Genomic DNA, 22,377 nt, shown 5'->3' with positions numbered 1-22,377 from the left:
CGCATCCTCTCAGAACGGCTTTGCGATCATCAGCCAGAGTATGGCCATGACCGCACCGAAGCCGGGGATGCCGCACAGGAACCAGCGGCGGAAGACGATGAAGTAGCGCGGCGGCAGTAGCTCCGCGCGGCTATCAGCGGCGCGCGCGAGATCGCGCAGCTCGATCTGCATGAAGATCACGGGCACCCAGAACAGACCGGCGATGGCGTAGAGCGCGAGCGAGGCCAGCAGCCATCTCTCGCTCATTGCCGTCGACGACAACCACATCAAGGTGCCGCCCGTGACCGGCTGCAACAGCACCGCCGACAGCGTGAACAGCATGTCCGCGATCACCACCACGCCTGCGGTGCGCGCGATGAACGCGGCCTCGCCACTCAGATGCGCCATCAGCATGAAGAACGCGATTCCCGTGCCGGTGCCGAGGATCACGATGGCGCCGAGCACGTGGAGATACTTGACGAGGAAATATAGCGTCATCGTGTCCTGCTAGTTGTGCTGCTTCCGGTGCGCCGAGCGATATATCGGCGGGGCAGCCAGTGCGCCGGCGAGCGAAGCCGCAGCTGATTTGACACCGTCATCACGCTCGATCAGCCAGTGGCCATCGTCGCCCGTCGCCGGCAACACGCTGAAGCTTACGCGGGCGCCAGAGGCCTGGAATGTAGCGGCGAGCCGTTGCGACAAATCCGGCGGGAAGTAGCTGTCGTTGGCGGCGAGGAGCCATGTGACGGGCACGCGCGCGTTGCGCCCGAAAACGCTGATGGCGTCGCGCAAGCGCGGCTCGGCGCAGACTCGCCCGGGGACGTCGTCGGCATGGCCGCCCCGGCCAGGCGCAAACGCGACGATCGCAGCGATGGTCCGAGGCGACTGATCGGCAAGCGCCAGCGCGCCCAAACCACCGGCGGAATGACCGATGATCACGGCGCCGCCTTTCGCCACGAACGATTGCTCGCGCATGAAGGCCAGCGCCCGCAGGATCTCCGCGGCGGTGGCGCGTCCGGCTTTCTCGTAGTTCGGATCGGCGCAGTCGCCCTGGTCTTCGACATAGGGTCCGCCGGTGCCGCCGTGCCCGAGCCGCTCCGGCACCAGCACGGCATAGCCGCGCGCCACCAGCTCGCGCGCCAGCGCCGTGTAGGACGGCTGCGGCAGCTGCGCCCGTCGCAGCGCGTTCTGCGTCGAAGCGTGCGCGATCAGCGCGAGCGGAAATGGTCCGTCGCCGGACGGTCGATATAACAGCGCGCGCGACGGATGATCGGCGAGGGTGGATGGCACCAGCCATTGCTGCTGGCGCGCCGGCTCGGCTTCGGCCGAGACCGGGCCGAACGGCTGTGCCCAGGCGTTCGGTCCTGTTAGCAACCCGACCACAAACAACCATGAGACGCAGCGAAGCAGGACCATTCAGCCAAGCGGGAAGATTGTTGAGCTAGCGCCACACTAGCCGACGCGCCGGCTTCGCCGCCTCTGGTTTTTGGTTCAACGTATGAACCGGAGGTTACAGGGCACCGTCGCTGCTAGACAATGTTGCGAAATTGTCCCTTTTCGGCACAGCTTTCCGCCACTGTGATGCCGAAAGTCCACAGGTTAACCGATCTTTAACGTGGCACCTTGAAGGCGGACCGCCGACTTGCTTTGATCCGCTCATGAGCACAACCCTGATCGAAGTCCGTCCGGCCAAGGCTGCAGATGCGGCTGCGGTGGCGTCAGCCCACGATGAAGCTTGGCGTTCTGCCTACCAGGGAATCATCCCTGGCGCCGAGCTGGAGAAGCTGATCAATCGACGCGGCCCGCAATGGTGGGACAGCGCGATCCGCAAAGGCAGCCGCGTCAGCGTGCTGGTGTTCAACGACAAGGTGGCAGGCTACGCCAATTACGGTCGCAACCGCGCCCGCAGCCTGCACTTCGACGGTGAAGTCTACGAGCTTTATCTGCGACCGGAATTTCAGGGGCTGGGCTTCGGTCGCCGGCTCTTCCAGTCTGCCAAGCGCGACCTCGCGCAGAGCGGGCTGAAGAGCATGGTGGTGTGGGCGTTGTCCGACAACGATCCCGCCACCGAGTTTTACCGCGCATTGGGTGGCCGCATGGTCGCGCGGTCGTCGGAGCGCTTCGGGCCGAAGTCGCTGGACAAGGTCGCGTTCGCCTGGACCAACTGAGCCGGCCTAACTGCGCTTGAACGAGCTGGGCTCTGGACGCGTTGAGCGTTGACGTGTCGGTGAATTGAACTGAAGATCCAGACTTGAGGTAGCTGTTGCGCAGTCGCTATTTTTTTGCGACTGCGAATGCGAGCGTTCCCCGCGAGCGTCCGCCCCTCACAAGTTCAAGTTCTACGGAGCATTCATGCGCATCGAAGCCATCCCGATCGGGAAAGATCCGCCGCGCGAGGTCAATGTCGTCATCGAGGTTCCGGTCGGTGGTGAGCCGATCAAGTACGAGCTCGACAAGGAGGCCGGGACGCTGATCGTCGACCGCTTCCTGTATACGGCGATGCGCTATCCCGGCAATTACGGCTTCATCCCGCACACGCTGTCGAACGACGGCGACCCGTGCGACGTGCTGGTCGCCAACACCCGCGCGATCGTGCCGGGCGCCGTAATGAGTGTGCGGCCGGTCGGCGTGCTGCTGATGGAGGACGAGGCCGGCGGCGACGAGAAGATCATCGCGGTCCCGTCCTCGAAGCTGACCCAGCGCTACGACAAGGTCCGGACCTACTCGGACCTGCCGGAGATCACGCTGCAGCAGATCCAGCACTTCTTCGAGCACTACAAGGATCTCGAGCCCGGCAAGTGGGTGAAGGTGCTGCGCTGGGGCAATGCCGACGACGCCCATCAGCTGATCGCCGAGGGCATCGCGCGCGCCAAGGCTGCGAAGAAGTAGGACATCGCAAGCAATGAGCGATCGAGGTCCGCGCCTTGGCAAAGGCGATGGACTTTCGACCCGGCTCTGAGGCAGTTTCGCGGCGTCGCAGGCTCCCGGTCTGCGGCGCCGTTGTCTTGTTGGAGCTTCTGCGATGCGCCGGCTGCTCAGGCTCATTCGAAATCTCGTCCTGCTCGTCGTCGCCGTGGGCGCGGTCGTCGTCGCGATCGTGCTGTTCAACACGCTGCGCCAGAGCTCGCGCCAGATCGAGGTCGCGGCGCTGCCCAAGGTGGACGTCGGTGCTGAAGCTGCCGCGCAGCGGCTCGCCGAGGCGGTCCGCTTCCGCACGGTCTCGAGCTACGACGATCCCGATCTGAATGCAGATGCCTTCGCCGCGCTGAAGGTCCACATCGAGCGCAGTTTCCCCGCCTTCCATGCGACCGCGACACAGGAGGTCGTGGCCGGGCGCAGCCTGCTCTACGTCTGGCAAGGCAGCGACGCCGCGGCCAAACCGATCGCGCTGCTGGCCCATCAGGACGTGGTGCCGATCGCACCGGGCACCGAGCCCGACTGGGCCGTGCCGCCGTTTGCCGGCGTCATCAAGGACGGTTTCGTGTGGGGCCGCGGCGCCTGGGACGACAAGGGCAATCTGTATGCGATGCTCGAAGCGGCCGAGGCGCTGATCAAGGCCGGCTTCAAGCCGAAGCGAACCGTCTATTTCGCGTTCGGCCACGATGAGGAAGTCGGCGGCCTCCGAGGGGCCAAGGCCATGGCGGTTGCCCTCGCCGCACGCAACGTGCGGCTGGATTTCGTCATCGACGAGGGCCTGCTGGTCTCGGAGGGCGGCATCAAGGGCCTCGACAGGCCGGCGGCGCTGGTCGGCGTCGCCGAGAAGGGCTATGCGAGCCTGGTGCTGACGGCCAAGGCCACGCCGGGCCACTCGTCGATGCCGCCAAGGGACACCGCGATCGGCATGATGAGCGCGGCGCTGGCGAAGCTCGAGGCCAACCGTCTGCCGATGCGCATCGACGGCGCGGTCGGCGAGATGTTCGATACGCTGGCGCCGGAGATGAGCGGCATCAACCGGGCGGTGCTGTCCAATCTCTGGCTGTTGAAGCCGGTGCTGTTCAGTGAGTTCGCCAAGAGCGGTCCGGCCGAAGCGATGGTGCGCACCACGACCGCGCTGACCATCTTCAATGCCGGCGACAAGGACAACGTGTTGCCGGGCAACGCCTCGGCCACGGTGAATTTCCGGCTGCTGCCCGGCGACACGGAAGCAGGCATCATCGATCACATCCGGCAGACCGTGGCCAACGACCGCATCTCGATTGCGCCCTTGCGCGGCAACCGCGAGCCTCCGCCGGTCACCTCGACCGCCAGCCCGTCCTATCAGCTCGTCAATCGCACCATTCGCGAGATCTTCAACGATGCGGTGGTCGCGCCCGGCCTGATGATCGCCGGCACCGATTCGGGCCACTATGCCGGCATTGCCGACAGCATCTTCCGGTTCTCGCCGCTGCGCGCGACGACAGAGGACTTGAAGCGCTTTCACGGCACCAATGAGCGGCTGTCGGTCGAGGGCTATGCCGACATGATTCGCTTCTACCGGCGGCTGCTGCAGGCGGCCGCGGGCTAGCTCACACCGAAGGCTTCGGCAGGCCGGCGATGGCGCAGGCGGCGCGCAGCGTGTTGACGAGCAGGCAGGCCACCGTCATCTGGCCGACGCCGCCGGGCACCGGCGTGATCGCACCGGCCACTTCGGCCACTTCGGCATAGGCGACGTCGCCGACCAGCCTGGTCTTGCCCTCAGCTGCCGGGATGCGGTTGATGCCGACGTCGATCACGGTCGCGCCCGGCTTGATCCAGTCGCGCTTGACCATCTCCGGACGGCCCACCGCCGCGTAGACGAGATCGGCGCGCGCCGTCAGTGCAGGCAAATCGCGCGAGCGCGAATGCGCGATCGTCACCGTGGCGTTCTCGTTCAGCAGCAGCTGCACCAGTGGACGCCCCACCAGGTTGGAGCGGCCGATCACGATCGCATTCAGTCCCTCCAGCGACGCATGCACCGTCTTGCTGAGAATGATGCAGCCAAGCGGGGTACACGGCGCCAGCGCCGGCTGGCCGCCGGCGAGGCGGCCGGCATTGTGCGGATGCAGGCCGTCGACGTCCTTGGCCGGATCGATCGCGTTGATCACGATCTCGGTCTCCAGGCCCTTCGGCAGCGGCAGCTGCACGAGGATGCCGTGCACCGCCGGGTCCTGGTTGAGTTTGCCGATCAAGGCCAGCAGCGCATCCTGGGTCACGTCGGCCGGCAGCTTGTGCTCGAACGAGGCCATGCCGGCGGCCTGGGTCTGGGTGTGCTTGCTGCGCACATAGACCTCGGAGGCCGGGTCGTTGCCGACCAGCACGACGGCGAGGCCGGGTGTCAGGCCGTGGTCGCGCTTGACCCGCTCGACCTCGCGCGCCACCTGCGCGCGCAGATCGGCTGCGATGACTTTTCCATCGATGATGCGCGCAGCCATGGCTCTACCTCGTCGTTCAACACAGTCCAGGGGAGCACGAACCCTCGCCCTCCAGGGAGGTGAGACCTTCGTTCCGTCGTTATGTCCCGGTCGGCTTATGGGGTGTGATGAGCGCGCGCAAGGCCTGATCGAGCTTGGCGGGATCGCCGTCGACCGCGACCTGCTTCAGCCGCGAGGTCGCGCCGGAGGTGATTCGCACCGCCTTCTTGGTGACGCCGATCGCCTTGGCCAGCAGCTCGGTGACGGCGCGATTGGCCTCGCCGCCATCGGCGATCGCGCGCACCCGGACCTTCAGCACGTGGCGACCGTCCGACAGCGTCTCGACGCCGTCGATGGCGTCACGGCCACCGCGCGGCGTCACCCGCAATGCGACGACGACACCGTCAACTGAGCACCGCCAAGGAAGCATTGATTCGAATCAGCTGCAGAGCCGGCCTGCTCCGGCAGACCCCGTTGACTGGCGACGTCTGCATTGCGCGTCGCCAACCGTGTCAGATGAACAGACCCTGCAATCCTGGGATGACCACCACACGGATGAACTGCAGCAGGATAAACAGGACAAGAAAGGAGAGATCCAGCGCGCCCGCAGGCGGCACGAAGCGCCGAATCTGCCGCAGCGCCGGCTCTGTCAGGGCATCAAGCGTGTAGAGCACCTGACGGACCAGGTCGTTCCGGACGTTGATGACGCTGAACGCGACCAGCCAGGACATGACTGCCGCAACGACCAGGATGAACACGTAGAGGCCGAGAAGCCAGTCGACGAAGTCTAGGAGGCGTATCATCCGGGGGTCCTGGAACGAGCTGTCGGCCGGTTAGATATCTGTTCCCCCGAGCGCAAACAAGGGAAGCCGCCTGTCAAGGCTAACGGGCGATGTGAGCGTTCTTGACTTGAACTGGGCACCGCCTGTAAATGGCGCCCGATCTGACGGCCGCCTTCCCAATCTCGCGCGGCCGTGACGAAGCGATCGTGTTTCGGGGCCATAGCTCAGCTGGGAGAGCGCATCGTTCGCAATGATGAGGTCGGCGGTTCGATCCCGCCTGGCTCCACCACGCTTCGCCCTTCGGGCTACGCGTGGCACGGCCACGCAAGAGCCCGAAGGGCGAAGCGTGGTGCCCGGCGTAGCCGCTTGGCGGAGCCGGGCTTTCAGAACCCTGACAAGCCATCGTTGATCAGACGATGCGGCTATTCCGCGGCTTCCGCCAATGCGCCCATCGGTTCGCGCGCTAGCCAGCCCTCCAGGAAATGCGCCAGCCACATCCGCTCGGCGCGGTCGTGCAGCGCGCGGCCTTCGAAATGGTGATGGCGCGGCCGCGCTCCGGGCGTATCCAGCCTGGCATGGCCACGCGTGGTCCAGCGGCACATCATCGCGTAGGTCACGTCGGGGTGGAACTGCAGCCCGGTGGCATTCTCGTACTGATAGGCCTGCACCGGGAAGTCGCTGCCTTCAGCGAGCAGGTCGGCGCCGACCGGCAGGTCGAAGCCCTCGCGATGCCAATGATAGACGTGATCCGGCCAATGCGGGCACAGCTTGTGTCCCGCGCGCGTAGGCCTGATCGGATAGTAGCCGATCTCGGCACGTCCCTCCGGATGCGGAGCCACCTTGGCGCCGAGCTGGATCGCCAGCATCTGCGCTCCGAGGCAGATCCCGAGAAACGGGCGCTGTTCGCGCAAGGGCACTGCAAGCCAGTCGATCTCGCGCCGGACGAAGTCGTCCGGATCGTTGGCGCTCATCGGGCCGCCGAAAATGACGGCACCTGCATGCGCATCGAGCGTTTCCGGCAGCGGATCGCCGAACCGCGGCCGGCGGATGTCGAGCGGATGGCCGCGGGCGCGCAGCGCATTGCCGACCCGGCCGGGGCTCGATGTTTCCTGGTGCAGGATGATGAGGACCGGCCGCCGCGGCGGCGCCGGATCCAGCTTCGAGGGAATGTGCCGAATGTCCGCCGTGGTGGTCTCATTCGGCTGCAACGAAGGGTTTTGCCTGAGCATCACCTGGCTATCATAGCTAAGCAAAGATTAACGGGGCGTGAGCGAGCACCATACCCCACCTTTGAAAGCAAGCGCCGGGCCAGCGTCGATCAACTTCGCTTCAGCTGCAGCCTGCCCACGGCCTCGAGGATGAAGCCGCGCGGAAACCAGCGCAGCAGAAACGGCACGACCTTGATGCCGAGGCCGGGCAGCACGGCGCGCTTGTTGGCCATCAGGCCTCGGTAGCCCGCTTCGGCAACCGATGCCGGGGAGACATTGAGGATCACGGAATCCACGCCCGGCTTGAAGCCGGCACGGTCCTGGAATTCCGACGGCACCGGGCCGGGGCAGAGCACCGTGACGCGCACGCCATGCGGCGCCAGCTCCTTGCGCAGGGCTTCGGTGAACGAGATGACGTAGGCCTTGGAGGCGTAATACACCGCCATTCCCGGCCCCGGCAGGAAGCCGGCGACCGAGCCGAGATTGAGGATGCCGCCCTTGTTGCGGATCAACTGGTCGGCAAAGCGCAGCGACAGCTCGGTCAGCGCGCGCACGTTGACTGCGATCATGTCGAGCTGCTCGGCGCGATCAAGCTGCACGGCCTTGCCGAACAGGCCGAAGCCGGCGTTGTTGACGAGGTATTCGAGCTCGACGCCCGCGGCAGACAACCCAGCCTCGATGGTCGCGCCGGCGTCGCGGGAGGTCAGGTCGCACGGAATCACGATCGGCGCCGGGCCGCCTTTGGCGACGACCTCCTGCGCCAGTGCCGCGAGCCGGTCCTCGCGCCGCGCGGTAAGCGCCAAACGGTGTCCATTCGCCGCAAAGATTCGAGCCAGTTCGGCTCCGATTCCCGCTGACGCTCCCGTTATGAGCGTAACACGTTCGCCCACGATCCCTGCTCTTCAATCAATTTCGACTAATCTGCTGGCGCGGACGAGAGCATAAGCAGGTCGATGCATGCAAGCGGCCGGAACTCTGACCCCGCGACGGCGCGGATGAATCATCCCATATTCACATAGGTTTACCGGAACGGGATCGCAGACGGTAAAATTAAAGTTTGTTCATCTGGGTTCCGCAGCTTAGGCGGGAGGTGCGGACCGCCGCGATGCCACCCGATGCTTCAGATCGACCCGGTCGCGGGTCGAGATGCCCAAAAGCTCGGACGCGCGCCAGACCACATTGTCCTCGAACTCGGTGACTGTGTCGTCGGCGTAGACCAGCTCCCACATCATCTCGACGATTCGCAGCCGTCCGGGCTCGTCGACCTCGCGCATGATGACGCTGGTAAACCGGTACAGATCGACGGCCTCGCCCTCCGCCAGCATGGCTTGCGCGATCAGCCGGTCAGTGCTGCCGCGGTCGAGGCCGAAGCGCAGCTCGATCAGGCTGTGCAGCTTGCGCCGCTCGGCCTCGTTCGGCTCGCCGTCCAGCGAGATCACATGGATGAGCAGCGCGGTCGCCGCGAGCTGATAGCCATTGTCGTCGAAGGCCGGCGTCTCGTGCGGCGAAACGACGTCGGCGATGAATTGGCGCAGTCCTTCGAGCATGGCGTCCTTCGCGCGCTGATGTCTTTCCCAGGCGTTGATCGGCCTGCCTCATGAATATGCGAATGCAAGGCGGCCCCGGCAATGCGCTGGGGCTGGCCGATCGCATGACATTTCAGTCAGAGTCCCCAGCCGCAAAGGCGCCGTTCAACGCGGCGTGATCCCGAACAGCGGCGATCGGTCAGGCTGGGTGGTCACCACGCCCACCGGCATCACCGGTGCCCGGTCGACGACCTCGATCTGGAAGGCGCCGACCAGCCGCGCCAGCGCCAGCACCGCCTCGACCAGCGCGAAATGCGCGCCGATGCAGACGCGCGCGCCAGCGCCGAACGGCAGATAGGCGAACCGCTCGGGTGGAGGCGCGCCGGGCATGAAGCGCTCCGGCTTGAAGGCATTGGGCGCGTCCCAGAGCTTCTCGTGCCGGTGCAGCAGCCAGGGCGAGATCAGCACGACGTCACCGCGCTTGATCTGGAAGTCGGCGATGCGATCTGGGCCGCTGGCGGCACGCGCGATCAGGAAGGCCGGCGGATACAACCGCAGCGTCTCGTCCATCACTGCGCGGGTGAACGGCAACTGGTCCGGATTGCTGAGATCGGTCGCGGCGCGCGCCTCCTGCGCGAGCTTGTCCTGATTGGCCGGATCGAGCGCGATCAGATACAGCGCCCAGAACAGCGCGGTGGCCGTCGTCTCGTGACCGGCGAGGATCATGGTCGCGACCTCGTCGGCAAGCTGCGCATCGGTGAAGGCGGCGCCGGTCTCGGGATCGCGCGCCGCCCCCATCAGGTCGAACAGGTCGCGCGGCGGCGCGTCCTCGAGCTTGCCGGCCGCGCGGCGCTCGGCCATCAGCGTGCCGATGAAATCGGTCCAGCGCTTGCGAAAGCGGCGGCGGGCAAAATCGCGCGGCGTCGGCCAGGACAGCGGCAGCACGATGTCGAGCAGATGCGGCGCCGCCAGCCGTTCGCCATACTCATAGACGAAGTCGCGCAAGGTCGTGCCGTGGCGGCCCATCTCGAACGAGAACATCGTGCGGCCGGCGATGTCGAGCGTCATCCGCTGCATGATCTCGCGCAGATCGATCGGCTGCCCGCACTGCTGCCGCATCCGGTCGACGGTCTCGTCGGTGACCGCGACCATGTGCGGGATGAGCCCGGAGACCGCGCGCGGCGTGAAGGCCGGCGCCAGGGTGCGGCGCTGGTGCTTCCACGCTCTGCCCTCGGCGATCAGCAGGCCGTCGCCCAGCACTGGCCGAAGCACGCGGATGGCGCCGACGGTGCGGGCGTAGTTCTCCCAATTGTCGACCAGCACATGCTTGATCGTCTCGGGCGTGTTGAGGATATAGCTGGAGCTGCCGAGGAAGCGGCCGCGGATGATCTCATCCTCATAGGCGCGCTGGCTCCAGGTGGCGATCGCGTTCTGCCCCATCATCAGCACGCGGCGCAGCGTGCCCATGCTGTCGGGCGCGCGCGGCGGCATCGGCGGGATCAACGGTCCCCGCGAAAGCGGAACCCGTGCCTGCGGCAGATAGTGAATCTCGGCGGTGCTCATGGAATCCCTCGCAACGACCTTGCGCCGATACGCCGGCTGTCGCAGCCGTGCGCGGCACGGCTCGCGTCAAGGGCAAAGCTATCCAAGCCGCGTGCTGCCATCGTGACGGGGAGGACCCGATTTCGGGCCCTCCATGAGCTTTGACGTACCATCTTACTCCAGCAACTAATTAGTCAGCTCGATCATCGCAATCCTACTTTCTGATGCGGGCCAAAGACGGGCGGTGATGCGTTCGTCGTTGAACAGTCCGGTGACGCTGCGTCCGACTTCGCCCGCCGGCAGCCGCAATGTCGTTGCCGCGTCGGTAGGTACTCCCTTCTGTACGTCGGCAGGTTCCTTGCCGTCGAGGAGCACGATGTCGCGCGGCAGCCCGAAATAACCACGGGGACGGGACATGATGAGGATGGTGCCCGCACCGGCGTCGGCCTGGCCCAGCGGTCGCGCCGCGCGCAGATGCACGACATCCGACGAGCGCGGGAACGGCGAACGGTAAAAATGCGTGATGGGCGCGCCCGGCGATGTCAGCACGATCTCGATATAGGAGCTCGGGTCGATCTGCGCAGGACCCCAGCGGCCGTCGGCGCCGGTCTCGCCGCGATAGACCGGCTCGCCATTGCGCGCACCCGTCTCGCCGGAGACGCGATAGACCTCGACGGTGGCGCCTGCCACCGGACGATTGGTCGGCGCGCCGCCCGGCGTTCCCGTGACCAGGCCGCTGATTCGCACCTCGCGTTCCGGCTGGATCGCGATGAAGGCCGGCTCGCGGCCGGCAATGAACTTGTAGATCTCGCGGAACGCGCGCGGATGGAACGCGACCTCGCGATGATCGAGCGTGCCGATCACGAGGTTGGTCGCGCCCTTCAGCGCCGGTCCCTCGGCGGTGATGCCGGTCGGCACGCCGGGCTTGCCGACCAGGCGGCCGTCGGGCTGCGCATATTTGTCGAAGCCATCGCTGCGCAGCGTGAGGAACGCGGTGCCGTCCGTCACCTCACTGTCCCCGCTGTTGAGGCCGCGCAGGAACGGGCCGCGTCCGTTGAACTCGTTGCCCAGGCCGTCGTCCCAATCGAACACGCCGTGATTGGGCGTGCCGCACAGCACGGCGTGGCTGACGTCCGCGCTGCCGCCATTCTTCACGACGTTGCGAATCGCGTTGCCGCCGCGCGAGCTGCCGACCAGCGCCACGCGCGCCGCGCCGGTCTGCTGCTTCAGCGCCTTGATGGCGTCGGCGAGTTCCCTGCGCTGGTCGTCGGTCGACGAGCGGTTCGGCTGCGCCACGGTGTCGTCGTTGCGGGCCAGCGGATCGGTGAAGTTCTGTGCCGCCAGACGCGTGCGCGGGATGCCGTTGGATTCCAGCCGCCACAGCGTGGTCATCCAGAGCGCCGCGTGATCGCCATTGCCGTGCACGAGGAGTATCGGCGGAATGTCGCCAGCCGCCGCGCTCGTGGTTTGCGCGCGAGCAGGTAAGGACAGACCACTGGCCAGTAGCGGCAAGGTGCTGACGCTCTTCAGGATGGTGCGGCGCGTCAAATTCATCGGCGATCTCCCCTTGGTCTCATTCATTTTGTGTTCGTAGGCCGCAGTCCAGGATCCGGGCATGGGAGCACTGGACAGCGCCGGACATTCGCAGGCATCACATACGTCCGGCCGGAATCAAGCGATAGTTCAATGCGACGAAGCCGGCGCGCGGAATTCAGCGCCATTGGGGTGGATCGACCTGCATGAATGCGCCGCAGAAACGTGAGCTGTTCGCCGCCGAGAGCATCGCTGCGCCGCTGCGGCACGTCGTGTTCCGGCGCATCTGGCTGGCGAGCCTGCTGTCCAATCTCGGCCTTTTGATCCAGGCCGTCGGCGCCGCCTGGTCGATGACGCAGATGACCGCGTCGGCCGACAAGGTGGCGCTGGTGCAGACCGCCTTGATGCTGCCGATCATGTTGATCTCGATGCCGGCCGGCGCCATTGCCGACATGTACGACCGGCGCATCGTCGCGCTGGCCGCGCTAAGCCTTTCGCTTGCAGGGGCCGTGACGCTGACGGTGCTGGCATGGCACGGTCTCGTGACACCCGAGCGCCTGCTCGCGTTGTGCTTCGTGGTCGGCAGCGGCATGGCGCTGATGGGCCCGGCGTGGCAGTCCTCGGTCAGCGAGCAGGTTCCGCCGGAGACGCTGCCCGCCGCGGTCGCGCTCAACGGCATCAGCTACAACATCGCCCGCAGCTTCGGCCCGGCCATTGGCGGTGTCATCGTCGCGGCGGCCGGGGCGGTCGCAGCCTTTGCCGCCAATGCACTGCTGTACCTGCCGCTGCTGGCCGCGCTGTTCCTGTGGCGGCGCGTGGTCGAGCCGAGCCGGCTGCCGCGTGAGCCGCTCAACCGCGCCATGGTGTCCGGCGTCCGCTACATTCTGAATTCGCCGTCGATCCGCATCGTATTGATCCGCACCCTCGTGACCGGCCTGATCGGCGGCTCGATCTCGGCGCTGATGCCGCTGGTCGCGCGCGACCTGCTGCATGGCGGCGCGCAGACCTACGGCATCATGCTCGGCGCATTCGGGATGGGCGCCGTGGTCGGCGCGCTCAACATCGGCGAGATCCGGAAGCGGCTGTCCGGCGAGGCGGCGATCCGCAGCTGCGCATTGACGCTCGGTGCTGCGACGGCCGCCGTGGCGCTGAGCACCGAGCCGGTGCTGACGGCAGCCGCGCTGGTCGTCGCCGGCGCGGTGTGGATGCTGGCGGTGGCGCTGTTCAACATCGGCGTGCAGCTGTCGGCACCGCGCTGGGTCGCCGGCCGCGCGCTGGCCGCCTTTCAGGCCGCGATCTCCGGCGGCATCGCGATCGGCAGCTGGGGCTGGGGCCGCCTGACCGACGCCGCCGGCGTCGAAGTCGCCCTGCTGGTCTCGGGCGCGCTGATGGTGGCGTCGCCCTTGCTCGGTCTCTGGCTGCGGATGCCGCCGATCGGCGCGCGCAACGAGGATGCCGAAACCCTGGCCGATCCGCAGGTCCAGCTCGAGCTGACGCCGCGCTCGGGCCCGCTGGTGGTCGAGATCGAATATCGCGTCGCCGAGGACAATGCGCGCGCCTTTCACGATCTGATGCAGGAGGTGCAGCTCAGCCGGCAGCGCAACGGCGCCTATGGCTGGTCGATCGCGCGCGACATCGCCGATCCCGAGCTCTGGACCGAGCGCTATCACTGCCCGACCTGGATCGACTATCTGCGCCAGCGCAACCGCTCGACGCGGACGGAGCGCGAGCTGCACCAGCGCGCCATCGACTTCCACATCGGGGTCGACCCGGTCCGCATCCGCCGCATGCTGGAGCGGCCGTTCGGCTCGGTCCGCGCCAAGGGCGACGTCGACCGCACCGCCGAGCAGGCGCCGGCCGTCGCGTCGGCCGCGCGCAGCGGGCCGTAGCCGTCGCGGCTCTTCGTTAAATATTCGTTGGAACGGGCAACCTACTGCCCGTGGTCGGTCAGCACCTTGTCGCAAGCCTTGGACAGCTTGGCGCGGTGCTCCTTGAGGCAGGCCAGCACGGCCTGATCGCCATTGTTCATCACGGCCCGGCAATACCGCGACACGTCGCGGGCGCAGGCGTCCTGGCCGGGCTGCTGCTGGGCCGATGCGGCCGTGGCCATCAAGACCACGGGAATGACCACCAGAAATCTGCTCATGACCGACGCCTCGCTCCAGCATTGAAGGTTTGGCGGCGCTTTTAGTGATCGCAACCGGGCCTCGCAAGCGCCTCGGTCGCAGCCGGGGCGCGCAGCACGGGGCGTTGCGAGCGGACGGTCAGTTGGCGTCGCCGGCCTCGGCGACCTTGCCGCCGCGCTTTGCAACTTCCTTGTCGAGCACGATGCGGCAGCCCGAGCTCAGCGAGGAGCGGTTCTTGATCATGCAGGCGGTGATCGCCGGGATGTTCGGGATCTCGCTGCTGCAGAGACGGAAGGCGTCGCCGGTGCACATCTGCTGCGCCTCGGCACTGAAGGCGAAGCTGGCGGTCGAGGCGAAGGTGGAGAGGGCGGCGGCGCTGACGACCGTCAGAACGGCGTTGCGCAGCAGATTGGTGGACTTCGTCATGGCTGGCTCCCATTGGCTCGGCGTGATTGCGAGCCCCGTGTTCAATGCGTCCATCATGGCCCGGTCGCTCTCTAGCAACAGTGATGCGGGTCACGCCAGATCCCACCGTTCAACCCCGGCCTGTCCGCCGCGCAGACGTTTCGGCCGCGGCGACGTGTCGCTCCGGTGAAGTGCCGGTTTGGCCGGCGCATCTTGCTGGAAATCTTGGCCGATCCTGGCCGTGTTGGCACCGCGTTAAGGATTCATTGGCACTAATGGAAGCTAATCGAAGGGCCGGACAGTGTTGCGTTCGGCGTCTTGTGTCTCGCGTTTTCGGGAAGAGTAACCATGCGTAATGCGTTAGGCTTGCTGCTGGCCACCGTCGTTGCGGCGCTGGCGATCACCGGCGTCTGGTATTGGATTTCGAAGCCGAGCGCCGCCAAGGCCGCAGCGCAGAGCGCAGCGGTGAAGCCCTCCGAGCCGGTGCCGGCGCCCGCCAGAGTGGCAGCCAGATCCACGGCCAAGGACGACGTCGAGATCACCGGCACCGTGCCCGCGAAGCCGGCCGCCGCGCCCGTGCTGCCCAAATCCACCTGCGCCAATCCGGACGCGCTCGGCATCTCCCGCACCGTCGTCGTCGACACCAAGGGCGGCCCGGGCTTCGGCCTCGATCATTTCAAGCAGTTCGACTTCCTCGCCGACCGCGAGGTGGTGCTGACCTTCGATGACGGCCCGTGGCCGGTCAACACGCCGGCCGTGCTGAAGGCGCTGGCCGACGAATGCACCACCGGCATCTTCTTCACCATCGGCAAGCACGCGACCTATCATCCGGAGATCCTGCGCCAGGTGCTGGCCGCCGGTCATGTCGTCGGCGTGCACACCTGGTCGCACGTCAACCTGAACGGCAAGAAGATGACCGATCAGACGGCGAAGGAGGAGTTGGAGAAGGGCTTCAGCGCGGTCAAGTTCGCGCTCGGCACCAATCCCGCGCCGTTCTTCCGCTTCCCGCAGCTGCAGCACCGGCCGTCGGCGGTGGCCTATCTCGGCGAGCGCAACATCGCGATGTTCTCCTGCGATGTCGACAGCTTCGACTTCCGCTCCAAGGATGCCGACCAGGTCGTCAACACGGTCATGACCGGGCTCGACAAGAAGGGCAAGGGCATCATCCTGATGCACGACTTCCAGAAGAACACCGCGCTGGCGCTGCCGACCCTGCTGCGGCGGCTCAAGGCCGGCGGCTACAAGGTCGTCGCGATGAAGCCGAAGGGCACGCTCGACACGCTGCCGGAGTACGACGCGATGATCGGCCAGGACCCGAAGCTGCCGACCACGATGACAAATGCGCGGCCGATCTCCAGCGTGATCCAGACCATCTCGCAGTGATCCTCGCCGCGCCGATGCGATGCGCGAAGGCCGGGCGCTTGCCCGGCCTTTTTCGTTGGACGCTCGTGCTCGATGGCCGCGCCGTTCACCAATAGATGCCGTGGCGGTGCAGCTCGCGAACGATGCGGGCTTCGGTCCAGCTCTTGTCGCGTCGTTTGGCGCTTCGCGCCGATTTCGAACGCCGCGATGAGGTCTGCGCCGAGCCGGTCGGCTCGGGTGGCGGCGCGGCCGCGGCGCTGGCGGGCGGCGCGGCCGTCGTCGCCGTGGCGGCCGAAGGCGCTGCTGGTGCGGGAGCGACCGCGGCCGGCTGCGGCGCCGGCTGGGCCTGTGCCACGGCCGGCGCTGCGGGCGCCGGCGTAACGGTGATCTCGCCGGCAGTCTGGACGTAGGCCGGCCGCGGCGCCGCGGCCGTGGCGGTGTCGCTCGACGACAGCGACAGGCTGCGGGTTTCGCCGGCCTGCGCGACGGCGGCCGACGCCAGCACCCAAGCTCCGATCAGGATGATCTTGTTCATTTTGATAGCTCCCCTTGTTGGCTGCGGGGACGTTAGGCGGCGCATCGCCGCGCGGATGTGATCCGGGTCACGTCAGGTGCTGCAAGCGGCCTGCAAGCGGCTCCTGCAAGCCTGAATTGATGATCAGCGATCAGCACGCAATAATCGTGATTTTTGCAGAACCTTTTTTGAGGCCGCTGCGACTTCCGTTCAGGACGACGGCAGCTCGGGACGGAGCCCTTCGGCCATCCGGACATCATCGATGCCCGCTCACGCGCGCTGAGCACGCGCCTAGTTCCGCTCATCCGAGTTTGCTACCACATTACCGTCACGGCGGCGTTGTTCCATAAAACTGGAACCACCCAGATCGGGGTATGACTGTATGCATACGTACTGTTCGTTGGTGTTGTTCAGAAAGTTCGCCGAATCCGATAGGGAAAACGATCGAGTCGCGGGAAGGATGGGCGCATGCGCCGGGTGATCATTGCGCTGACGGGAGCAGTCCTGCTGCTGGCCGGCCATGGACAGGGGCGGGCGCAGACCGGCGAGAACGACGTCGAGGAAATCTATATCGCGCGCAGCATCCGGCATGGCCGCGTGGTGCCGTCGGATTTCTGCGCCCCGACCAAGACCGGCTTCGCGCCGGCGCTGGAGGATCAGCTCTCCGTCCATGCCGTCAACGTGCAGCCGAAGGACGGCCGCATGACCGGCAGCAACGACAAGAGCATGGGCGAGATGCGGGTGTGCATCGGCCAGGCGATGGATCCGACCGTGCTCGGCACCTACACGGAAGGCCAGTTCAACGGCATCCCCTTCACCGGCATCGGCGACTGCCGGCTGGTGCGCGGCAATCAGCCCGAGGAGGGCCTCCTCACCCACCGCTGCTTCCTGGCGCTGTCGGGATTGCCCGATCCGTATGTCGGCGGGTTCCTGATCTCCAGCTCGATGTATTCGAAGATGCCGTTCGGGCCCGAGAGTTCGCCGCCGGGCTACGCCCAGGCCGGCATCATGGTCATCCGCCTGTGGCGCAAGCGGCTGCCCTGAGGCAGCCGTTGCGCAAATCTTCCGCTTAGCCAAATCTTGCGCTTAGCCAAGTCTTCCGCTTAGCAGAGTCTTCCGCTCAGGCGGGCGAGAACGTCTGCACGAAGGCGCGGACGGTCGCCGAGACCTTGTCCTCCGAGACGTGCCAGGCCGCGCCATCATCGGCGGCGAAGAAGCTCGAGGCGTTCGAACCGCCCCAGCGGAACACCTCGAACGACGGCCAGTACCAGATTTCCTCGAGATCAGAATTGTTGACGATCTCGTGGGCGACCAGCCGCATCGTGCTCTTCGACAGGCAGTCGGCCTGCACCACCGATTCATATTCGAACGAGGTCAAGAGCGGCACCGGCGAGACGGTGACGATCACCTTGATGCCGGGGCGAACGCTCCTGATGAAGTCGATCAGATAGCGCACATTGTCGACGTTCTCCTGCACGCTGGCGGTGCGGAACTTGTACTTCTCGGCCAGAGCCCGCGAGTTCAGCGCGGTCGGCCGCGGCAGTACGAAGGCGCCGGTCTCGCGGTCGAAAAACGCGGCGGCGACGCCGAGCGTCAGGATGAACACGTCGGCCTGCTTGATGACGGCGAGCGTGTTCTCCTGGCTCGATCCCGGCGGCAGCAGCTCGACGATGCGCTCGCGGATCTCCGGATCGATCTTGGCGCCGCGCAGCCAGTCGACGAACACGCGGTTGGCGAAGGTCGTGTTGATGTACTCCGAGATCTCCATGTGGTGGCTGTTGTAGCCGCTGTCATTGAGGCTCTTGGAGAGGTTGCGCGCGAAGCACGAGCCCATGGTGAAGAAGCGCGTGCTCTTGTCGAGGAATTTTGGCGCGCTGGCGAGGTTGACCGCGATGTGGCTGGTGATCAGCGTCTGCAGGTCGCCGAGGAAGTCCTTGGTCTCCGGATAGCGGCCGACCTTGGCGCGCGCTCCCTTGGCCTCCTTGACCTTGCCCTTCTTGGCGTTCGAGCGCGCCAGATCCAGCGTCTCGCGGTTGATCGGGTTGTCATAGCCGGGGTTGAGCTTGATCGCCTTTTCGAGCGCCGCCACCGCCTCCTCGAACTCATTGTTCTGGGTCAGGATCTCGCTGAGCGAGAAATAGTCGGCGGCGTCGTTGGAGGCGACCGCGAGCTTGCGGAACAGCTCCATCGAGCGCGTGAACGGGCCGACATGGCTGCAGCGCACGGCGGCGCTGCGGATCAGGTGCAGATTGCCTTCGGTGGCCTGCTCGAAGATTTGCGGGTTCTCGTCGAGGATCGCCAGCATCATGTCGCGCGCCTCGGCGCGCTTCTTGTGCGAGCCATCGTCGATCAGCTGCGCATAGATGAAGCGGGCATTGATGTCCTTGGGGTCGAGCTCGAGCAGCTTCTGGAAGGCGAGCTGGGCGCTGACGTAGTCCTTGTCCTCGATATATTTGTAGGCGAGCGTCCTGATCTGGCCGACGATGGACTGGAACTGGGTGTGGCTGTCGAGGGCGGTCGTGGTGCTCATGTCGAGGGCTCGCCTTTGTCGCTCGTTTCGGTTCATGAGCTGCGCGCCGCTCGTTGCAGGGCGCGCGACGCGTCGTTCACGCGGATGCTGCGGCCCGCGCGTGACACATCTCGACCATGACAACTGGATCCTGATCGCCTCCGGCTTGGCCGGCGACGTACGCCCGAGCGCAGCCCACCATTCCCGGCGATTCGAACAGGAACGGATGCACGCCCCCATCGCCGCCTGCCGCCTGCGCGTGTACGCGCATGCAGCTCGCGGGACACGATGGTCGCGACGAGGTTAACCAGTTCTTAACTAGCAGGACCGGGCGATTACGGGCGGGAATCTACGGGGAAATAGTGCGGGAAGCGGGACCTGCCGCGCCGCGCAGGGTCGCGAGTGGGCTCGTGCGGTTGTGCGCGATTGTCTCGACGTCCGACGAAAAGGCCGACAGCTTTCGCCGCCTTGGGCGAACGATCCCGGACGTCGTGAAGATATCTTTCAACGGCCACGAGTGGGACTACCAGTCGTATGTCAATTCGAGCATCATTCGTGATGAGCTGGAGGGACCCGGGGCGGTTCTCGGACCGTCAGGGTCCATGGGCCTTGATCGCGCATCTCGGGCTCGGGGTCATCGGCCCAACCGTAGCGCAGTCGTGCGCCTGCTTCGAGCCGAGTGTGAATCCGCAGGACGAGCGGCTTTTGGGATTCGACGCCATGAGCGGCGAGTGCCGCGCGCAGCTGTTGCCACCGCCTTTCGGTGAAGAGACCAGTATGGCAGATGTCCTCGCAGCAGCAATACGTCCTGCCGGCGCGAAACGTGAGGCACAGGTCAAACTGCTCACCATGACCTCGAACGTTCTCGACGATCAGGGCATAGTAGTCGTCCGGGCGTCCCTCTGCGCCGCGGTTCTGTCGCAGCAAATCAATCCACGCAGCGCAGATGCGGTCGTGGAGGGCACGTAGAGTCTCGCGTTCGTTCATGGCTATGGCGCGTACCTAGCGGCGCGCTGTTTCTGTGGGCTTCCGTAGAGCGTTGGCCAACGCCAAGCTATTTGAGCCGGATAGAGTCGGGACCGCGAACCTCAGTCCAGTGCGTGACGCCAAGTGCACTCGATAGCACTTGTATCACGACGGAGTTGTTGAGCGCAGCATCCTCGGGGTGGTTCACTTGGACGCCTCTGATCCCGCTCCTCCAGACCGCGTCTGGATGAACTTCCGGCTGTCCCTGCCAACGGCGGGTGAAATAGAAGACTCGCCACTCCTCGCCAGGAAGACGATAGCAGCCCTCGATGTGGTCGCAATCTTCCGGGTAGTCGCAATCGAAGCTGATCTCAGCATTCATTTGGAGCGCCACTGAGGCAGCAAAATTGCCGAGCCTGTGACTGCGTATGGACGGTACCCCAAAGGATCCGCGGATGACAAGGGTCCCGAGGTTCGTTGTGGATTACAGAGACCGACATTGCGCGACGCTCACCCTACAGTCTTCACGTTGATGAATCCTTCGTCCCATCGGTCCTTGTCGACTTCATATTCGTCGACGATGAAACAGTCCGGATACTCGCGAAAGCCCTCGAATTGAAGCTTACGCTCTCTTGCTGCATCTGCTGCGGTGGCGCTGCTATAGACCCCGATGAGTTTGTCGTCGGTATAGTTCTCATCGTCGCCGTCTTCGAGCGGTCGACTATGCCAAAGCAGAAAAACCGTGCGCATCTGGCTGTTCCTCGTTTAAGGCCGGTCATCGGGAGTTTGGTGACAGTGCTTAAAACGCTTGGATATTTCATACACTGTCACGTAATTGGACACCCGACACCCGACACCCGACACCCGACACCCGACACCCCACACCCGAGCCACGCGTGGCCGAGGGCCAACGACGAGGTCTTGCCCCAGATCGCTGATACCGACAGCCGGCGCATGATCATCCAGGTCGAGCAGGGCACCCGGACCGGAGGCAGACATTTGTGTCTCCTTGCTGTATTGGCGGGTGGTCGATTCTGTTGGGAGGTTTCGCGTGCAGACGGAAGACGACGCCAGACGGGAGCTCGAAAGACCCCTTAAGGTTTCGGGTCTCGTTCGCCGCCCCCGAGCTACGCAGGAAGTGCGAATATGGCGCGAACCAAGCTTCGACCCCGAAAGCTCTTGGACGATAGTCGCTGACCAGGGCGAGTGGTTTGTGCGCCGTGTTGTCTATCTACGACAATCTGAGCTAGGGGGAATTAGGCACGATACGTTTGCCTCGGAGGCCAGCCTGGCTGAAGCAGTCGCACTATCACTGTTGCGCGACCTGAGAGCCATCAGCATTCCCCCATTCATCAGGGTCGGCGGTTTTGGGCTCGACGGTGCCAGATACGGAATCGAGGCAGACAGCTTCATGGCCGGTGTAAGGTTGCAGTGGTGGGGCAAAGCCCCGGAAGGGTGGGGCGCGATTCGATCCTGGTACAAAGCCGCGATAGGCGTGCTTGAGTCGAAATTGCCGCCGAGTACAGCGCCTTTGCAGAGGCTCCATCCGTGGGTCGAGTGAAGCACGACGGTGACGCTGCACTTTCTCGTCGTCCTGCTCCGGAGCGGGGTTGACGCAACCCTGTTTGATGACGGCCAACACGGGACAGTTGACGGTGGCCGCGGCAACCTCGCCCGCGCCGCAAATTCCGAATACCAGAAATTTTGTTGACAGCCTCCCCAAATCAGTGATCTTATCTCGCCATCCCGCCCGCACTGAGAGGGGCGTATCGCGATCGTCACGGGACGTTGCGGCGGGGAGCGGTGGCCGCGGGGCGACGCAGCATCTCGATCGAGGTGCGGACGAACGTCGTGCCGCGGACGGTCAAGCCGTGTGGTCCCGACATCCCGACGCTGGTGTCTTGGTCGGCGACGATGTCGATGACGGGGGCAAGCAAGCCCGGTCCCCTGGGAGAGCACGGAGCAGCCGTTCAAACCATTGCGCAGGGAAGGCCGGGTTGTTTCCGGCTGAGCCTGTGGTTCCTGCCCCGTGCATTTCCTTCGCACGGGGGCCATGGGTGCCAGTCGGCACTCGGCCTTCCCTGCGCCCTCTCAATTGATGAGGACGCCAACTGCAGCAGAACTTGGGGCTATTTAGCCCGCGAGATCGCGGCTGCATGGCCATGAGCAAGGCTGCGAAGAGCGGCAGGCTGTTTGACAGCGTTGATCGGAGATCAGGGAGCGCGGCTCAAGCGAGACTTGGGGGGCTCAAACGCCCGGCTTCGCCAATTGGCTACGCCGGGCACGCTTCGCCGCTTTGCGGGTCAGGGAGCCGGGCTCGGCCGCGCCACGCGTAGCCGCAAAGCGGCGAAGCGTGGTGCCGCAAGAGGGACTCGAACCCCCGACCCCGTCATTACGAATGACGTGCTCTACCAGCTGAGCTATTGCGGCGAACCAAAGCAGCGGCTGGCCGGCGAGGCGCCGGCCGACGCGAATGCGCTCCTGATATCGGGCGGACGGCCCGTTGGCAAGAACAAGACGGAGCGGGAACGCTCGCTCCGCGGCGATTTCCGGCGG

General features: G+C 65.6%; 23 protein-coding genes and 2 tRNA genes. 8 read left to right on the top strand and 17 right to left on the bottom strand.

The window, feature by feature from the left end:
• Positions 1 to 9 precede the first annotated feature (9 nt).
• The gene (locus ACQR1I_RS21630) at positions 10 to 477 is read right to left on the bottom strand and encodes a DUF2269 family protein (RefSeq protein ID WP_434866558.1); all 468 of its coding nucleotides are present in this window, start codon (positions 475 to 477) and stop codon (positions 10 to 12) included.
• A 9-nt stretch (positions 478 to 486) separates the two neighbouring features.
• A complete protein-coding gene (locus ACQR1I_RS21625; RefSeq protein ID WP_434866557.1) occupies positions 487 to 1,395 on the bottom strand; it encodes a dienelactone hydrolase family protein in 909 nt (302 codons plus the stop codon).
• 242 nt (positions 1,396 to 1,637) lie between these two features.
• On the opposite strand from ACQR1I_RS21625, the gene ACQR1I_RS21620 reads away from it, so the two are divergent.
• The 3 genes from ACQR1I_RS21620 to ACQR1I_RS21610 all read left to right on the top strand — a co-directional run bounded on the left by ACQR1I_RS21620 (position 1,638) and on the right by ACQR1I_RS21610 (position 4,483).
• The gene (locus ACQR1I_RS21620; RefSeq protein ID WP_006611902.1) at positions 1,638 to 2,147 is read left to right on the top strand and encodes a GNAT family N-acetyltransferase; all 510 of its coding nucleotides are present in this window, start codon (positions 1,638 to 1,640) and stop codon (positions 2,145 to 2,147) included.
• Positions 2,148 to 2,331: 184 nt separating this feature from the next.
• On the top strand, positions 2,332 to 2,868 hold the full coding sequence (gene ppa, locus ACQR1I_RS21615; RefSeq protein ID WP_434866556.1) for an inorganic diphosphatase: 537 nt from the start codon (positions 2,332 to 2,334) through the stop codon (positions 2,866 to 2,868).
• A 133-nt stretch (positions 2,869 to 3,001) separates the two neighbouring features.
• Positions 3,002 to 4,483 (top strand): M20 family peptidase, encoded by a 1,482-nt coding sequence (locus ACQR1I_RS21610; RefSeq protein ID WP_434866555.1) that lies wholly within the window; start codon positions 3,002 to 3,004, stop codon positions 4,481 to 4,483.
• Between the two features lies 1 nt (position 4,484).
• Here the strand turns inward: ACQR1I_RS21610 and folD are convergent, their stop codons facing one another.
• The 3 genes from folD to ACQR1I_RS21595 all read right to left on the bottom strand — a co-directional run bounded on the left by folD (position 4,485) and on the right by ACQR1I_RS21595 (position 6,151).
• Entirely contained in the window at positions 4,485 to 5,369 is an 885-nt protein-coding gene (folD, locus tag ACQR1I_RS21605) for a bifunctional methylenetetrahydrofolate dehydrogenase/methenyltetrahydrofolate cyclohydrolase FolD (RefSeq protein WP_434866554.1), read from the bottom strand.
• A 79-nt stretch (positions 5,370 to 5,448) separates the two neighbouring features.
• The gene (locus ACQR1I_RS21600; RefSeq protein WP_434866553.1) at positions 5,449 to 5,778 is read right to left on the bottom strand and encodes a DUF167 domain-containing protein; all 330 of its coding nucleotides are present in this window, start codon (positions 5,776 to 5,778) and stop codon (positions 5,449 to 5,451) included.
• A gap of 82 nt (positions 5,779 to 5,860) precedes the next feature.
• Complete coding sequence (locus ACQR1I_RS21595; protein ID WP_434866552.1) at positions 5,861 to 6,151, bottom strand: YggT family protein; 291 nt, start codon at positions 6,149 to 6,151, stop codon at positions 5,861 to 5,863.
• A gap of 192 nt (positions 6,152 to 6,343) precedes the next feature.
• On the opposite strand from ACQR1I_RS21595, the gene ACQR1I_RS21590 reads away from it, so the two are divergent.
• Positions 6,344 to 6,419 (top strand) — tRNA-Ala (locus ACQR1I_RS21590).
• 133 nt (positions 6,420 to 6,552) lie between these two features.
• On the opposite strand, the gene ACQR1I_RS21585 is transcribed toward ACQR1I_RS21590, so the two are convergent.
• From ACQR1I_RS21585 to ACQR1I_RS21565, 5 genes are all read right to left on the bottom strand, one after another.
• The gene (locus tag ACQR1I_RS21585) at positions 6,553 to 7,359 is read right to left on the bottom strand and encodes a glutamine amidotransferase (protein ID WP_434866656.1); all 807 of its coding nucleotides are present in this window, start codon (positions 7,357 to 7,359) and stop codon (positions 6,553 to 6,555) included.
• 89 nt (positions 7,360 to 7,448) lie between these two features.
• Positions 7,449 to 8,228: an SDR family NAD(P)-dependent oxidoreductase gene (locus ACQR1I_RS21580; protein ID WP_434866551.1), complete on the bottom strand. Its 780-nt coding sequence runs from the start codon at positions 8,226 to 8,228 to the stop codon at positions 7,449 to 7,451.
• Positions 8,229 to 8,417: 189 nt separating this feature from the next.
• Entirely contained in the window at positions 8,418 to 8,885 is a 468-nt protein-coding gene (locus ACQR1I_RS21575) for a TerB family tellurite resistance protein (protein WP_434866550.1), read from the bottom strand.
• Between the two features lie 144 nt (positions 8,886 to 9,029).
• On the bottom strand, positions 9,030 to 10,427 hold the full coding sequence (locus ACQR1I_RS21570; protein ID WP_434866549.1) for a cytochrome P450: 1,398 nt from the start codon (positions 10,425 to 10,427) through the stop codon (positions 9,030 to 9,032).
• Positions 10,428 to 10,592: 165 nt separating this feature from the next.
• A complete protein-coding gene (locus ACQR1I_RS21565; RefSeq protein ID WP_434866548.1) occupies positions 10,593 to 11,960 on the bottom strand; it encodes a hydrolase in 1,368 nt (455 codons plus the stop codon).
• 185 nt (positions 11,961 to 12,145) lie between these two features.
• Between ACQR1I_RS21565 and ACQR1I_RS21560 the strand changes: the two genes are divergently transcribed.
• Positions 12,146 to 13,828, top strand: a complete 1,683-nt coding sequence (locus ACQR1I_RS21560; RefSeq protein ID WP_434866547.1) for an MFS transporter — start codon at positions 12,146 to 12,148, stop codon at positions 13,826 to 13,828.
• A gap of 41 nt (positions 13,829 to 13,869) precedes the next feature.
• Here ACQR1I_RS21560 and ACQR1I_RS21555 read toward each other — a convergent pair whose 3' ends face one another.
• A complete protein-coding gene (locus ACQR1I_RS21555; RefSeq protein ID WP_434866546.1) occupies positions 13,870 to 14,085 on the bottom strand; it encodes a cysteine rich repeat-containing protein in 216 nt (71 codons plus the stop codon).
• Positions 14,086 to 14,203: 118 nt separating this feature from the next.
• Positions 14,204 to 14,491, bottom strand: coding sequence for a hypothetical protein (locus ACQR1I_RS21550; RefSeq protein WP_434866545.1), 288 nt, complete (start codon positions 14,489 to 14,491; stop codon positions 14,204 to 14,206).
• A gap of 327 nt (positions 14,492 to 14,818) precedes the next feature.
• Between ACQR1I_RS21550 and ACQR1I_RS21545 the strand changes: the two genes are divergently transcribed.
• The gene (locus ACQR1I_RS21545; protein ID WP_434866544.1) at positions 14,819 to 15,853 is read left to right on the top strand and encodes a polysaccharide deacetylase family protein; all 1,035 of its coding nucleotides are present in this window, start codon (positions 14,819 to 14,821) and stop codon (positions 15,851 to 15,853) included.
• Positions 15,854 to 15,938: 85 nt separating this feature from the next.
• Here ACQR1I_RS21545 and ACQR1I_RS21540 read toward each other — a convergent pair whose 3' ends face one another.
• Positions 15,939 to 16,367, bottom strand: coding sequence for a hypothetical protein (locus ACQR1I_RS21540; RefSeq protein WP_434866543.1), 429 nt, complete (start codon positions 16,365 to 16,367; stop codon positions 15,939 to 15,941).
• Between the two features lie 447 nt (positions 16,368 to 16,814).
• On the opposite strand from ACQR1I_RS21540, the gene ACQR1I_RS21535 reads away from it, so the two are divergent.
• Entirely contained in the window at positions 16,815 to 17,390 is a 576-nt protein-coding gene (locus ACQR1I_RS21535; RefSeq protein WP_434866542.1) for a hypothetical protein, read from the top strand.
• 76 nt (positions 17,391 to 17,466) lie between these two features.
• Here ACQR1I_RS21535 and ACQR1I_RS21530 read toward each other — a convergent pair whose 3' ends face one another.
• Positions 17,467 to 18,876 carry a GSCFA domain-containing protein gene (locus tag ACQR1I_RS21530; protein WP_434866541.1) on the bottom strand — a complete coding sequence of 470 codons (1,410 nt, stop codon included), beginning with the start codon at positions 18,874 to 18,876 and terminating at the stop codon, positions 17,467 to 17,469.
• A gap of 588 nt (positions 18,877 to 19,464) precedes the next feature.
• On the opposite strand from ACQR1I_RS21530, the gene ACQR1I_RS21525 reads away from it, so the two are divergent.
• On the top strand, positions 19,465 to 19,824 hold the full coding sequence (locus tag ACQR1I_RS21525; RefSeq protein WP_434866540.1) for a hypothetical protein: 360 nt from the start codon (positions 19,465 to 19,467) through the stop codon (positions 19,822 to 19,824).
• Positions 19,825 to 20,331: 507 nt separating this feature from the next.
• Here ACQR1I_RS21525 and ACQR1I_RS21520 read toward each other — a convergent pair.
• The 3 genes from ACQR1I_RS21520 to ACQR1I_RS21510 all read right to left on the bottom strand — a co-directional run bounded on the left by ACQR1I_RS21520 (position 20,332) and on the right by ACQR1I_RS21510 (position 22,251).
• Positions 20,332 to 20,571, bottom strand: a complete 240-nt coding sequence (locus ACQR1I_RS21520; RefSeq protein ID WP_434866539.1) for a DUF7336 domain-containing protein — start codon at positions 20,569 to 20,571, stop codon at positions 20,332 to 20,334.
• Between the two features lie 1,028 nt (positions 20,572 to 21,599).
• Positions 21,600 to 21,758 (bottom strand): hypothetical protein, encoded by a 159-nt coding sequence (locus tag ACQR1I_RS21515; RefSeq protein WP_434866538.1) that lies wholly within the window; start codon positions 21,756 to 21,758, stop codon positions 21,600 to 21,602.
• A gap of 417 nt (positions 21,759 to 22,175) precedes the next feature.
• A tRNA-Thr gene (locus ACQR1I_RS21510) sits at positions 22,176 to 22,251 on the bottom strand.
• Positions 22,252 to 22,377 lie beyond the last annotated feature (126 nt).

The organism is Bradyrhizobium sp. HKCCYLS2038 (assembly GCF_051167655.1).
GTDB lineage: Bacteria > Pseudomonadota > Alphaproteobacteria > Rhizobiales > Xanthobacteraceae > Bradyrhizobium.
The sequence above is the reverse complement of the archived record's forward strand: the minus strand, read 5'-3'. Positions and strand labels throughout refer to the sequence as shown.

What these genes read in the sequence shown, in the direction of transcription:
- ACQR1I_RS21555 (WP_434866546.1), bottom strand. Translation starts at nt 14,085, where the DNA reads ATGAGCAGATTTCTGGTGGTCATTCCCGTGGTCTTGATGGCCACGGCC.
- ACQR1I_RS21600 (WP_434866553.1), bottom strand. Translation starts at nt 5,778, where the DNA reads ATGCTTCCTTGGCGGTGCTCAGTTGACGGTGTCGTCGTCGCATTGCGG.
- ACQR1I_RS21520 (WP_434866539.1), bottom strand. Translation starts at nt 20,571, where the DNA reads ATGCGCACGGTTTTTCTGCTTTGGCATAGTCGACCGCTCGAAGACGGC.
- ACQR1I_RS21585 (WP_434866656.1), bottom strand. Translation starts at nt 7,359, where the DNA reads ATGCTCAGGCAAAACCCTTCGTTGCAGCCGAATGAGACCACCACGGCG.
- ACQR1I_RS21570 (WP_434866549.1), bottom strand. Translation starts at nt 10,427, where the DNA reads ATGAGCACCGCCGAGATTCACTATCTGCCGCAGGCACGGGTTCCGCTT.
- ACQR1I_RS21530 (WP_434866541.1), bottom strand. Translation starts at nt 18,876, where the DNA reads ATGAGCACCACGACCGCCCTCGACAGCCACACCCAGTTCCAGTCCATC.
- ppa (WP_434866556.1), top strand. Translation starts at nt 2,332, where the DNA reads ATGCGCATCGAAGCCATCCCGATCGGGAAAGATCCGCCGCGCGAGGTC.
- ACQR1I_RS21630 (WP_434866558.1), bottom strand. Translation starts at nt 477, where the DNA reads ATGACGCTATATTTCCTCGTCAAGTATCTCCACGTGCTCGGCGCCATC.
- ACQR1I_RS21545 (WP_434866544.1), top strand. Translation starts at nt 14,819, where the DNA reads ATGCGTAATGCGTTAGGCTTGCTGCTGGCCACCGTCGTTGCGGCGCTG.
- ACQR1I_RS21575 (WP_434866550.1), bottom strand. Translation starts at nt 8,885, where the DNA reads ATGCTCGAAGGACTGCGCCAATTCATCGCCGACGTCGTTTCGCCGCAC.
- ACQR1I_RS21535 (WP_434866542.1), top strand. Translation starts at nt 16,815, where the DNA reads ATGCGCCGGGTGATCATTGCGCTGACGGGAGCAGTCCTGCTGCTGGCC.
- folD (WP_434866554.1), bottom strand. Translation starts at nt 5,369, where the DNA reads ATGGCTGCGCGCATCATCGATGGAAAAGTCATCGCAGCCGATCTGCGC.
- ACQR1I_RS21560 (WP_434866547.1), top strand. Translation starts at nt 12,146, where the DNA reads ATGAATGCGCCGCAGAAACGTGAGCTGTTCGCCGCCGAGAGCATCGCT.
- ACQR1I_RS21550 (WP_434866545.1), bottom strand. Translation starts at nt 14,491, where the DNA reads ATGACGAAGTCCACCAATCTGCTGCGCAACGCCGTTCTGACGGTCGTC.
- ACQR1I_RS21595 (WP_434866552.1), bottom strand. Translation starts at nt 6,151, where the DNA reads ATGATACGCCTCCTAGACTTCGTCGACTGGCTTCTCGGCCTCTACGTG.
- ACQR1I_RS21540 (WP_434866543.1), bottom strand. Translation starts at nt 16,367, where the DNA reads ATGAACAAGATCATCCTGATCGGAGCTTGGGTGCTGGCGTCGGCCGCC.
- ACQR1I_RS21610 (WP_434866555.1), top strand. Translation starts at nt 3,002, where the DNA reads ATGCGCCGGCTGCTCAGGCTCATTCGAAATCTCGTCCTGCTCGTCGTC.
- ACQR1I_RS21565 (WP_434866548.1), bottom strand. Translation starts at nt 11,960, where the DNA reads ATGAATTTGACGCGCCGCACCATCCTGAAGAGCGTCAGCACCTTGCCG.
- ACQR1I_RS21625 (WP_434866557.1), bottom strand. Translation starts at nt 1,395, where the DNA reads ATGGTCCTGCTTCGCTGCGTCTCATGGTTGTTTGTGGTCGGGTTGCTA.
- ACQR1I_RS21620 (WP_006611902.1), top strand. Translation starts at nt 1,638, where the DNA reads ATGAGCACAACCCTGATCGAAGTCCGTCCGGCCAAGGCTGCAGATGCG.